Origin of the sequence: Cytobacillus dafuensis, from assembly GCF_007995155.1 — a bacterium.
In the GTDB taxonomy this organism is placed as follows: Bacteria; Bacillota; Bacilli; order Bacillales; family Cytobacillaceae; genus Cytobacillus; species Cytobacillus dafuensis.
In genome coordinates this window covers 2268105-2280199 of the sequence record NZ_CP042593.1, presented here as the reverse complement: position 1 = coordinate 2280199, position 12095 = coordinate 2268105, and the positions used below count along the sequence as shown (strand labels likewise).

Annotated in this window: 10 protein-coding genes; 3 read left to right on the top strand and 7 right to left on the bottom strand. The window is 36.8% G+C overall.

What is annotated here, in order from left to right; all coding sequences use genetic code 11:
• Positions 1-14: 14 nt before the first annotated feature.
• Together FSZ17_RS10790 and FSZ17_RS10785 are read right to left on the bottom strand one after the other, a co-directional pair.
• A complete protein-coding gene (locus FSZ17_RS10790; protein ID WP_057770147.1) occupies positions 15-953 on the bottom strand; it encodes an L-threonine 3-dehydrogenase in 939 nt (312 codons plus the stop codon).
• 25 nt (positions 954-978) lie between these two features.
• On the bottom strand, positions 979-2184 hold the full coding sequence (locus FSZ17_RS10785; RefSeq protein ID WP_185150718.1) for a glycine C-acetyltransferase: 1206 nt from the start codon (positions 2182-2184) through the stop codon (positions 979-981).
• 420 nt (positions 2185-2604) lie between these two features.
• Here FSZ17_RS10785 and katA point away from each other — a divergent pair, with 420 nt between their 5' ends.
• The 3 genes from katA to FSZ17_RS10770 all read left to right on the top strand — a co-directional run bounded on the left by katA (position 2605) and on the right by FSZ17_RS10770 (position 6914).
• The gene (gene katA / locus FSZ17_RS10780; protein WP_057770144.1) at positions 2605-4062 is read left to right on the top strand and encodes a catalase KatA; all 1458 of its coding nucleotides are present in this window, start codon (positions 2605-2607) and stop codon (positions 4060-4062) included.
• 201 nt (positions 4063-4263) lie between these two features.
• Positions 4264-5814 carry an ABC-F family ATP-binding cassette domain-containing protein gene (locus FSZ17_RS10775; RefSeq protein ID WP_057770143.1) on the top strand — a complete coding sequence of 517 codons (1551 nt, stop codon included), beginning with the start codon at positions 4264-4266 and terminating at the stop codon, positions 5812-5814.
• A gap of 248 nt (positions 5815-6062) precedes the next feature.
• Positions 6063-6914, top strand: coding sequence for a DegV family protein (locus FSZ17_RS10770; protein WP_057770141.1), 852 nt, complete (start codon positions 6063-6065; stop codon positions 6912-6914).
• A gap of 161 nt (positions 6915-7075) precedes the next feature.
• On the opposite strand, the gene FSZ17_RS10765 is transcribed toward FSZ17_RS10770, so the two are convergent.
• From FSZ17_RS10765 to hppD, 5 genes are all read right to left on the bottom strand, one after another.
• Positions 7076-8227 carry a homogentisate 1,2-dioxygenase gene (locus FSZ17_RS10765; RefSeq protein ID WP_057770139.1) on the bottom strand — a complete coding sequence of 384 codons (1152 nt, stop codon included), beginning with the start codon at positions 8225-8227 and terminating at the stop codon, positions 7076-7078.
• Between the two features lie 9 nt (positions 8228-8236).
• The gene (locus tag FSZ17_RS10760; RefSeq protein ID WP_057770137.1) at positions 8237-9151 is read right to left on the bottom strand and encodes a fumarylacetoacetate hydrolase family protein; all 915 of its coding nucleotides are present in this window, start codon (positions 9149-9151) and stop codon (positions 8237-8239) included.
• A 13-nt stretch (positions 9152-9164) separates the two neighbouring features.
• Positions 9165-9776 (bottom strand): flavin reductase family protein, encoded by a 612-nt coding sequence (locus FSZ17_RS10755; protein WP_057770135.1) that lies wholly within the window; start codon positions 9774-9776, stop codon positions 9165-9167.
• A complete protein-coding gene (gene hisC, locus FSZ17_RS10750; RefSeq protein ID WP_057770133.1) occupies positions 9751-10872 on the bottom strand; it encodes a histidinol-phosphate transaminase in 1122 nt (373 codons plus the stop codon). The genes FSZ17_RS10755 and hisC overlap by 26 nt, the downstream gene beginning before the upstream one ends.
• 92 nt (positions 10873-10964) lie before the next feature.
• On the bottom strand, positions 10965-12083 hold the full coding sequence (gene hppD / locus FSZ17_RS10745) for a 4-hydroxyphenylpyruvate dioxygenase (protein ID WP_057770131.1): 1119 nt from the start codon (positions 12081-12083) through the stop codon (positions 10965-10967).
• Positions 12084-12095: the final 12 nt, after the last annotated feature.

Genomic DNA, 12095 nt, shown 5'->3' with positions numbered 1-12095 from the left:
TGTCCTTTTATCATTTATTTATTAAGCTTTTCTAACATATCGATAGTCATTTTCTTTAAATCAAATTCTGCTTTAAAGCCCCATTCTTCTTTAGCGGCAGTCGCATCGATTGAATTTGGCCAGCTATCAGCAATCTGTTGTCTTACAGGATCAACGTCATAGCTTATTTCAAAGCTAGGAATAGATTTACGAATTTCTGCAGCAATTTCTTCTGGATCAAAGCTCATTGCTGTTACATTAAATGAATTTCGATGGATTAATTTCGAACTATCTGCTTCCATTAAGTCAATAATGGCATTAAGTGCATCAGGCATATACATCATATCCATATAAGTTCCTTTATTAATGTATGAAGTATAACGTCCATTTTTTATGGCTTCATAGTAAATTTCAACTGCATAATCTGTCGTTCCGCCACCAGGAGGTGTTACATACGAAATAAGACCCGGAAATCTCAGACCCCTTGTATCAACACCAAATTTATGATAGTAATAATCCGCAAGCAATTCACCAGCTACTTTATTTACTCCATACATCGTTGTAGGTCTCTGAATGGTATCCTGTGGTGTTTGATCCTTTGGTGTTGAAGGGCCAAATGCGCCGATAGAGCTAGGAGTGAAAAATTGTGCTTTTAGTTCCCTTGCCGTTTCAAGAGCATTCATTAACCCACCCATATTTAAATTCCAAGCAAATACAGGATTTTTTTCAGCTGTTGCAGAAAGCAATGCGGCCATATGGATAATTGTATCTGCTTCATATTTCCTTGCTGTTTCAATCATCGTCTTTGTATCTGTTACATCCACCACTTCAAAAGGGCCCGATTGAGCAGCTTCAGAGTCATTTTTGCGAATATCCGTTGCAATGACATTATCAGTTCCATAAATATTTCTAAGTTTCATGGTCAATTCAGAGCCAATTTGCCCTAATGCACCTGTAATAAAAATCTTTTTCATCTAATTTTCCAATCCTTCCCCTTGATTAAATAATACCCAGCTCTCTTCCAACTTTTTCGTAGATCGCAATTGCTTGGTCAAGCATTTCCTTTGTATGTGCTGCGGAAGGCATATTTCTTACTCTACCAGTCCCTTTTGGAACAGTTGGGAATACAATTGATTTTGCATATACGCCCTCTTCATTTAATTTTTTACTGAATTCCTGTGTCTTGACTTCATCCCCGATAATACAAGGTGTAATTGGAGTTTCACTTTCACCAATATCAAACCCTAGCTTCTTCAAACCTGCTTTTAAATAATTGGCATTATCCCATAATTTTTCGTTCAACTCAGTGCTTTCCATTAATATCTCAATTGCTCTCATACTAGCAACAACATCTGCTGGAGTTAAGGATGTAGAGAAAAGAAACGGTCTGCTTCGTACTTTAAGCCAATCAATTAACTGTTGTTTACCAGCTACATATCCGCCGACAACTCCAATTGCTTTAGAAAGGGTTCCAATTTGAAAATCAATTTTATCAGATAGACCGAAGTGCTTAACTGTACCTGCTCCGTCACCTAATACGCCAGAACCATGGGCATCATCTACATATGTAATAAGATCAAATTCTTCAGCAATTTCCACAATCTCAGGAAGCTTCGCAATATCTCCATCCATTGAGAAAACTCCATCTGTAATGACCATAATTTTATTATATTGCCCAGACTCCTTCGCTTCTTTTGCCTTTTCTCTTAAATCGTCCATATCAGAATGGTTAACACGAATAATCTTTGCTTTAGATAGGCGGCAACCGTCGATAATTGAGGCATGATTCAATTCGTCTGATAGAATTGCATCATTTTTGTCCATAACAGCCGATATAGCAGCCATATTACAGTTGAAGCCAGACTGATAAGCTATCGCAGCTTCAGTATGTTTAAACTCAGCTAATTTTTCTTCTAGTTTTACGTGAATATCTAATGTTCCGTTGATTGTACGAACAGCCCCTGCACCAACGCCATATTTATGAATAGCTTCCGTTGCTGCCTCTTTTAGCCTAGTATCTGTAGCCAATCCCAAATAATTATTAGAAGAAAGATTAATTAATTCCCTGCCATTAAGTTTAATTATTGGGCCGTTTGGGCTTTCTAATGGGTCAATGACATTATATAAACCCTTCCCTTTTAAATCTTCGAGATTTTCATTTAAGAATGCATCCAATGTTTTACTTGTCATAATTAATCCTCCAATTTGATAAATTTCTTCCAAATTGTCACCCCCTGAAATACAACTGTATTTACAAGAAGGACATGAATAACATTGATATATAAAGGATTCTTACGTATTACTTTATCATATTTTTCATATTTGTACATATATAGCGGACAGTTTTCTGAAAATTTTTCTAAAAAATGTTTTATCGTAGTTTACCCATTTTGGTTCATAAAAAATATGAATGAATTTCATGAAGTTATGACTTAATTCACTATTTTTTACTTTTAGTTCTTTTGTCCACATTTAAAAATATAGATATATTAGTGTTATTTTTTTCAAACTATTGATACTTATTTTTTATTTAGAATAATTTTTAATAAGTATTGATTTTTTATTGAGAAGTGTTATCATTTTAATCAAGTATTATTTTAATAAATATAATGAGGTGAATGATTGATGACAACAAACAATAAACTAACAACAAGCTGGGGTGCTCCTGTTGGAGACAACCAAAACTCAATGACAGCTGGCTCACGTGGTCCAACTTTAATTCAAGACGTGCATCTACTTGAGAAATTAGCTCATTTCAATCGCGAACGAGTACCTGAGCGCGTTGTTCATGCGAAAGGCGCTGGAGCACACGGTTATTTCGAAGTAACAAATGATCTTACAAAATATACGAAAGCTGACTTTTTATCTGAAGTGGGAAAACGCACACCTATGTTTATACGTTTCTCTACAGTTGCAGGTGAGCTTGGTTCAGCAGATACTGTTCGTGACCCTCGTGGGTTCGCAGTGAAGTTTTATACGGAGGAAGGAAATTATGATTTAGTAGGCAACAACACACCTATTTTCTTCATTCGTGATGCGATTAAATTCCCTGATTTTATTCATACTCAAAAGAGAGATCCTAAGACCCATCTGAAGAATCCTACAGCTGTTTGGGATTTCTGGTCTTTATCACCTGAATCATTACACCAAGTAACATACTTAATGGGCGATCGCGGAATTCCAGCTACATTAAGACATATGAATGGATACGGAAGCCATACATTTAAATGGACAAACAAAGACGGCAATGGTGTTTGGGTAAAATATCACTTTATTACAGATCAAGGTGTTAAAAATATGGATGTCAATCTTGCGGCTAAGCTTGCTGGAGAAAACCCAGATTATCATACCGAGGATTTATTTAATGCTATCGAAAATGGGGAACATCCATCATGGACATTAAAGGTTCAAATCATGCCGCTAGAGGATGCGAATATGTATCGATTTGATCCATTTGATGTAACGAAAGTATGGTCACATAAAGACTATCCATTAATTGAAGTCGGTAAAATGGTATTGAATAGAAATCCAGAAAACTATTTCGCTGAAGTCGAGCAGGCAACATTCTCACCTGGAACACTTGTCCCTGGAATCGATGTTTCACCAGATAAAATGCTTCAAGGCCGCCTATTTGCATACCATGATGCACACCGTTACCGTGTCGGTGCCAATCATCAAGCACTTCCTATCAACCGTCCAAAAAATGAAGTTAATAACTATCAACGAGATGGACAAATGCGTTTTGATAGCAATGGCGGGGGTTCCGTTTACTACGAGCCAAACAGCTTTGGAGGACCAACTGAAATGCCTGAACATAAACAAGCTGCATATCAAGTATCTGGTATAGCAGAAAGCGTTGCTTATGATCACAATGATCACTATACTCAAGCAGGTGACCTATACCGCTTAATGTCTCAAGAAGAACGTGCTCGCCTTGTCGATAATATCGTCGGTGCCATGAAACCAGTAGAAAGAGATGATATAAAGCTTCGCCAAATACAACACTTCTTTAAAGCTGACTCAGAATACGGGACAAAAGTGGCAGAGGGTCTTGGTTTGGCAGTGCAAGAGGAAGTTAAATAATAGAATCAAATGATCATGAAGGGTATCCGTTTAAACGGGTACCCTTTCGTTTTTACTTTTACTAGAATTTATAACATTGATTCACATATTATTTATCTATACATTTTCCAACAATATACCTTAGGAAAATCTAGTTTTATGCGAAAAAATCTTGTATGATGTAAAAATGGATTACTTTTGAAAAAGTGAGGATTTTATAATATGAGTTTATTAAATGTAGAAAATTTAAGCCATACATTTGGTGACCGAACATTGTTTAAAGATGTATCTTTCAGGCTGCTTGCAGAGGATCATGTAGGACTTGTCGGAGCGAACGGTGTTGGGAAATCGACGTTAATGAATATTATTACGGGACAGCTAATTCATGATTCTGGCCGTGTCGAATGGACCCCTTCTGTTTATTATGGGTATCTTGATCAGCATACCGTCTTGACACCAGGAAAAACGATGAGAGATGCCCTCAAAGATGCGTTTCTTCCACTTTTTGAACAAGAAAAGGCTTTAAACGAAGTAACGGCAAAAATGGCAGACGCAACACCAGAAGAATTAGAAGATTTACTTGATGAAATGGGGAAAATCCAGGATCGCCTTGATGCAGGTGGCTTCTATTCACTAGATATTAAAATTGAAGAAGCTGCACGAGGACTTGGATTAGATGCAATCGGCTTAGACCGTGATGTTTCTGCACTAAGCGGCGGCCAGCGTACGAAAGTATTATTAGCAAAGCTACTTCTCGAACAGCCACAAATTTTACTATTGGATGAGCCGACAAACTATTTAGATGTCGAGCATATTCGCTGGTTAACAAACTACTTGAAAGAATACCCGTATGCATTCATTCTTATTTCTCATGATACAGAATTTATGAATCAGGTTTCTAACACGATCTTCCATTTGGAATTTTCAAAGCTGACACGCTATACTGCAAGCTATGAAAAATTTCTTGAATTAGCTGAAATCAATAAAAACCAGCATATAAATGCCTATGAAAAGCAAAAAGAATTCATAAAAAAGCAGGAAGATTTCATAGCGAAAAATAAAGCTCGCTATTCAACAACAGGCCGGGCAAAAAGCCGCCAGAAGCAGCTCGATCGTATGGAAAGAATTGACCGTCCAGAAACAGCCATGAAACCAACGTTTGAATTCAAAGAATCTCGTGGCAGCAGCCGCTATGTTTTTGAAGGAAATGATTTCGAAATCGGTTATACCCATGCGCTGTTACCTAAAATGTCAATATCAATTGAACGCGGAGAAAAAATTGCGATTGTTGGATGTAACGGTGTCGGGAAATCCACTCTCCTAAAGACAATGCTTGGAAAAATCAATCCAATCAGCGGTAAAGTCGAACGAGGAGACTTCCTCTTCCCTTCTTATTTTGAACAAGAAGTAAAAGCAGGAAATATAACACCGATCGATGATGTTTGGAATGAGTTCCCTTCCATGGATCAGCATCAGGTGCGAGCTGCACTTGCTAGATGCGGTCTGAAAAATGAGCATATTTCACGCCCACTAAATCAATTAAGCGGTGGAGAACAAGCTAAAGTTCGCTTATGTAAACTATTGATGAATGAAAGCAACTGGATATTATTTGATGAACCGACCAATCACCTTGATGTTGTAGCAAAGGAAGAACTTAAGCGTGCGTTAAAAGCATATAAGGGTACCATTGTTTTAGTTTGTCACGAACCAGATTTTTATGAGGACTGGATAACAAAGATTTGGAATGTCGAAGAATGGTCTCAACAACTGTAATCTAATTTTTTTCATATACTAAGGAGTTGTCCCAACAACTCCTTTTTTGATTGGAAATTTTACGAACGTATTAAATGTGACCAATATATGAACTTTGATTAAAACTCGTGCAAACGGTTCCAATAGTGTATAATGGAAAAGCCCGGAAGATAAAAAAATTTATCTTTATTGATAAGAGAAAGCAGAGCTTTTCTTTTATTGGCAAACCTTTTTAGCGGGTAAATATTTATAAAGGACTAACTAAATTGATGACTGAAAAGAAGATTGCCTGGATTACTGACAGTACTGCCTATATTACAGATGAATTTAAAAAACATCCTGATGTGTATGTTATTCCATTGTCCATTACATTTGGTGATGAAACATTTGAAGATGGAATAGATTTGAATACAGATCAATTATATAACCGAATTGTTACATCAAAGGAAATTCCTAAAACCTCACAGCCATCTGCAGGTCGATTTGCCGAGCTTTTTGAACAATTAAAAGGAAAATATGATTCTGCTGTCGCTGTACATATCTCTGGTAAATTAAGCGGGACGATTAACAGCTGTCTATCTGGTGCTAAACTCGCAGATTTCCCAGTTGAAGCAGTCGATTCCAATTCAATGTCCTATGCGATTACAACTCTAATAAAAAAAGGCATGGATCTAGCTAAAAAAGGATTGCCTAGTAATGAAATTGCTCAATTCCTTCAGGACGATGCAGCCAAATCAGAGAATTATATATTATTAGGAAGTCTGGATCAATTTTACAAAGGCGGAAGAATGTCAGGAACCTCTTATTTACTTGGAAGTCTTTTAAAAATAAAACCGATTATTAGAATTAACAATAATGGTGAGTTTGAGCTTTTTGATAAAGTACGTTCTGAGAAAAAGGCAGTTAAGCGTATGTTAGAATTGCTAGGGGAAGCATATAAAAAGCATTCCATATCTCAAGTGCAAATTTTACATGGAAATGTTCATGATAAAGCAAAGGAGCTTGGAACCGAGATTAAAGCCCTTTTTCCTAAACTTGATATTTTTATCGGTGAAATTAGTTCTACTATCGCCGTACACGCTGGAGAAGGTACACTGGCTACGATATGGCATAATGAGTAGTAATCCATTTATTTAAAGAAGTTATTTCGATATTTTATTATAATTGCCTGTGGGGTTTGTATCAGAATTTTGACTCGTTCTTAGGTCAATTTCTGATTGCTTACTCCACAGGCATTTTTGGTAATCAACATTATTCTTAAACAAACATAACTAAAAAAAATTTACACCCACGTAAACATATAATTTTCGTCCTCGATTTCTTTTGCCTGCTTTACGACTTTCAACGGTCTAAACGTATCAATCATAACCGCGAGCTCAAGTGTTTCCTTTTTCCCTATGCTAGCTTCTGTCGTTCCCGGATGTGGACCATGTGGAATACCGCTCGGATGAAGGGTGATGGACTCTTTATTAATCCCCTTCCTGCTCATAAAATTCCCTTCAGCATAATAAAGAAGTTCATCGCTATTCACATTGCTATGATAATATGGAGCAGGAATCGCTTCTGGATGATAGTCGAATAGTCGTGGTACGAAAGAGCAAACTACGAAATTATGACCTTCGAATGTTTGATGAACTGGAGGCGGCTGATGAACTCTCCCTGTGATCGGCTCAAAATCCTTTATATTGAAAACCCATGGATATAAGTAGCCATCCCAACCTATCACATCTAAAGGGTGATGATTTAGCACATGAGAATGCAGATATCCCCTCGTTTTGGTTATGACCTTAAATTCACCCTTTTCATCAAAGGTTTCTAATTTCTCGGGCCCGCGAATATCTCTTTCACAAAATGGGCTATGCTCTAATAATTGTCCATATTCATTCCGATATCTTTTAGGAGTGGTTAATTGGCTAAATGATTCAATAAATAATACTTTTGAAATTTCACTTTCACCCGGAATCACCCTGTATATTGTACCGATCGGGATAATCACATAATCCCCAGGATGATACGTAATAGTACCGAACATTGTTTCGATTTTGCCAGTTCCGTAATGAATGTAAAGCATTTCATCGCCATCACCATTACGATAATAGCTTTCCATGGCTTCATTTATATTCATTGTTCCAATTAATAAATCATCATTGCCTAATAAATAATTTCTAGCATTCAATGCATCGCCTTTTTTCTCAATTTTGTCTGTCATAAGATGACGATGCTTTAGGCTATCTTGATCTTCGTATTCTGGTAGGTATTTACCTATCAATTGGCTTTGAGACACTTCGGTTGGCATATAATGATGATATAAAATCGATTGTGTCCCAGAAAACCCCTTCGTTCCCATCACTTGCTCACGATAGAGTGAACCATCCTCTTTTTTAAACATCGTATGACGCTTATGAGGAATTTCCCCCATTTTCCGGTAAAACATTTTTCCACCTCACTTGCTGTTAATCATATTTACTAATTTTCCGAGCGCTGTTATTTCTAATTCTATCTCATCACTAGGCTCAAGCCAGGGATGAACATCTGTGCCAAGCTCTAAAATACATCCGCTCCCTACCGTTCCTGAACCAATTATTTCACCAGGATATAATGTAACTCCATCTGAAGCACACTCAATCATTTCTCCGAATGAATAGTATAGATCCTTCATATTCCCTTCAGATAAAAGGACGCCATTGACCTTCGCCGTCATCGTTAAATCATACCCATTCTCAATCCGGTAATCTTCTAATTCATCTTTTGTTATGATATAAGGTCCTATGGATGTTGAAAAATCCTTGCCTTTTGCAGGACCAAGTCCTACTTTCATTTCTTTTCTTTGTAAATCCCTTGCACTCCAGTCATTTAAAATACAGTAACCGAAAATATAATCTTCCGCGTTTTCTGCCTTAATATTCTTGCCTTCCTTTCCAAGGATACAGGCAATCTCCAATTCATAATCAAGCCATTGACAATTTTCAGGCCTATCTATCTTTTCATTAGGTCCTTTTATGGCTAAATGGTTTGAAAAATAAAATACTGGGATTTCATACCATTCTGGAATCATTTCTAAACCGCGATTTTCTCTAGCTGTTTTCACATGCTCTTCAAAAGCATAAAAATCTCTAAAGCTTTTCGGGTTCGGCAGCGGCGCTTTAAGTAAAACATCTTTGAGAGGATAGACTTTCTTTTCATTTAATTGAGATGATGATATAAAATTCATGAAAAATGAATGATTTTCTATAAATGAAAGCAAATCTTTTGGCAGTACTCCATTTGAGGCTTCATGCATATCAATAACATATTGTTCATTCACGATCCATCCTGCTCGAATCGACCCGTCCTTCTTTTGAAAAGTTACGAATTTCATAGCATCACCTTAGTCACATTTTTCGCACTAATTCAAAGACTTCTGCCATTGCCTTTGTATACATATGTCCTGCCATGCGTCCTACTGGTTTTAGCTTTTCAGTAAGTATTCTCCCATTCTCATAAAGCTCATCAGCAACATGAACATGTTCAACTTTGCCGATGACAAGGCTTCCTGCGCCAACATGATCTCCAAAATGAAGGACCTCGTGCAGACTACATTCAAGGTGAACTTTCGATTCCTTAATTCTTGGAGGTTTTACAAAGGAACTTTCTTCCTTTGTTAGCCCTGCGATCTCTAGCTCATCAATATCAGCTGAATACTCAGCTGCACAAATATTCATTTTTTCTGTTAAATCCTCACTGACTATATTAATAACAAATTCTTTTGTTGCTTCAATATTAAGAAGTGTATCCTTTTTATGGCCATCCGTCCCTCTTCTCATCGGTGAAAAACAAATCAGCATTGGATCCGCACAAATTGCAGTAAAGAAACTAAATGGCGCTGCATTCGTAACGCCAGCTGCGTCTAATGTCGTAACAAATGCAATTGGACGAGGTAAAATTGAACCAGCCAAAAGCTTATATGCGTCTCTCCATTCAAGATTTCCTGGCGTTATTTCCATTTTCCACCGCTCTTTCACTAATAATTTGACTGATTACTTCAAGAAAGGCTTTATTATCTTCTCGTGTGCCAAGTGTGATTCTAAATGCATCTGTATATCCATGATATTTCAATTCCCGAACAAGGAAACCATTCGAGATTAATTTCTCAACAACTGGGAATTGACAATAAATAAATACAAAATTTGTTTGTGAGGGATAATAATTTAAACCATTTTTTTCTAAAAACTCACAGACAAAAATTCTTTCTTTATCATTTTTATCTGCACAATCAAGAATAAAATCCTTGTTTTCAAGTGCGGTAACAGCTGCAGTCTGTGCTAATTGATTTACGTTAAAAACGTCTTTTACTTTATGAAGCTCATGCACAATATTAGAATTCATGATTCCATAACCAACACGCAGTCCAGCCAGCCCATATATTTTTGAAAAGGTTCGTAATATGACTAGATTGGAATGTTTATCAATAAGTGGAACTGATTGTAAGTAACCATTGCTCGTTACATACTCGTAGTAAGCCTCATCTAAAACAATCAATATATTCTCTGGAACTTTTTCTATGAAATGATAAAGCTCTTGCTTTTCCACAATTGTTCCAGTTGGGTTATTTGGATTACAAATAAATATCATTTTTGTACGTGGCGTTATTTTTTCATACATGGCTGGAAGATCATGAACCCCATTAGCTAGAGGAACTTTGACTGATATTCCGCCTTCTATTACGATATTTGCTTCATATCTCGGGAAGGTCATATCAGCTAGTACTGCTTCATCCCCTGGATTTATAAATGCTCTTGTTAAAAGTCTTATAAGTTCTTCAGAGCCATTCCCTATAATTAATTGTTCTGCATTAAGGTTATAAAAGGCGGATAGTTTTTGGATTAATAAGGATGTCTTGCCATCAGGATACAAAAATAACTTTTGCATATTTTGAATGATGGACTCCCTAACATTTGGAGAACACCCATAAATATTTTCATTATCAGACATTTTTCGAATCGTTTTGAGATGGTATTGATTCATTAGTTCCTCTGGTGTAAACCCAAGCGGGTAGGAAGTCATCTCTTCGATTGCACGTTTTGTTTGGATTTTTACCATGTTAACACCTCTAGTTTAACTGCGATTACGTTGTTTACCTGAGCTATCTTTAAAGAGTAAGGACATTTGCCCATCCTTTTCTTCTATCGATCTTAGAGATTTCCTCGTCTTTCTTGTTCTCGTTCAATCGATTCAAATAAGGCCTTGAAATTACCTTCTCCAAATCCTCTCGCACCTTTACGCTGAATGACCTCAATAAATAATGTTGGACGATCAACAACTGGCTTTGTGAAGATTTGCAGCAAATAGCCTTCATCATCGCGATCTACTAATATACTTAATTCTTTTAGTTTTTCGATTTCTTCATCAATTTTTCCAACACGGTATGTTAACGCTTCACCATAATATGCGGCAGGAGTATTCAGAAATTCTACTCCATTCTTGCGAAGAATGCTGACCGTACTTACGATATCCTCTGTTAAAAGTGCAAGATGCTGAACACCAGGACCATTATAGAAGTCAAGATACTCTTCAATTTGTGATTTCCGTTTTCCCTCTGCTGGCTCATTAATAGGGAATTTTATTCTTCCGCCATTATGCATAACTTTAGACATTAATGCTGAATATTCCGTGCTTATATCCTTATCTGTGAAATGTGTCATTTCCTTAAAGCCCATTACATTTGCATAATAACTAACCCATTCTTCCATACTTTCAACATTTCCAACGACATGATCAATCCCGATAAAGCCCGCGTCCTCAAATGGTACATTCATTTCTAACGGTTCATACCCGGGCATAAAAATACCTTTATAGTTATTTCTTTCAACTAATGTGTGAATCGTATCGCCATATGTTCCAATTACTGCCTTCTTTACAGTTCCATGCTCATCCTTGATTTCAAATGGAGGTACAATTTCAATTGCTCCCCTAGAAACTGCTTCATTATATGCTTTCTCTACATCATCAACTGTTAAAGCTACATCCTTTACGCCATCTCCATGCTTTTTCACAAAGGAAGCAACCCTGCTGCTTTCCGTTAAAGATCCCGTTATGACAAGGCGAATTTTTCTTTGCTGAAGTACATATGAAACCGTCTCCCGATTACCAGTTTCTAAACCTGAATAGGCCACAGGTTTAAATCCAAATGCAGAGCAAAAATAATGGCATGATTGTTTAGCATTTCCTGAATAAATCTCTAAATAATCAACTTCTTTTACCGGAAAAAAATCCTCGGCCTTTTGTTGCTTAGCTTGAGTATTTTCTTGCATTCTTTTTTCCTC

Coding starts and splice junctions, on each gene's coding strand:
- FSZ17_RS10790 (WP_057770147.1), bottom strand. CDS start 953: ATGAAAAAGATTTTTATTACAGGTGCATTAGGGCAAATTGGCTCTGAA.
- katA (WP_057770144.1), top strand. CDS start 2,605: ATGACAACAAACAATAAACTAACAACAAGCTGGGGTGCTCCTGTTGGA.
- FSZ17_RS10775 (WP_057770143.1), top strand. CDS start 4,264: ATGAGTTTATTAAATGTAGAAAATTTAAGCCATACATTTGGTGACCGA.
- FSZ17_RS10770 (WP_057770141.1), top strand. CDS start 6,063: ATGACTGAAAAGAAGATTGCCTGGATTACTGACAGTACTGCCTATATT.
- FSZ17_RS10765 (WP_057770139.1), bottom strand. CDS start 8,227: ATGTTTTACCGGAAAATGGGGGAAATTCCTCATAAGCGTCATACGATG.
- FSZ17_RS10760 (WP_057770137.1), bottom strand. CDS start 9,151: ATGAAATTCGTAACTTTTCAAAAGAAGGACGGGTCGATTCGAGCAGGA.
- FSZ17_RS10755 (WP_057770135.1), bottom strand. CDS start 9,776: ATGGAAATAACGCCAGGAAATCTTGAATGGAGAGACGCATATAAGCTT.
- hisC (WP_057770133.1), bottom strand. CDS start 10,872: ATGGTAAAAATCCAAACAAAACGTGCAATCGAAGAGATGACTTCCTAC.
- hppD (WP_057770131.1), bottom strand. CDS start 12,083: ATGCAAGAAAATACTCAAGCTAAGCAACAAAAGGCCGAGGATTTTTTT.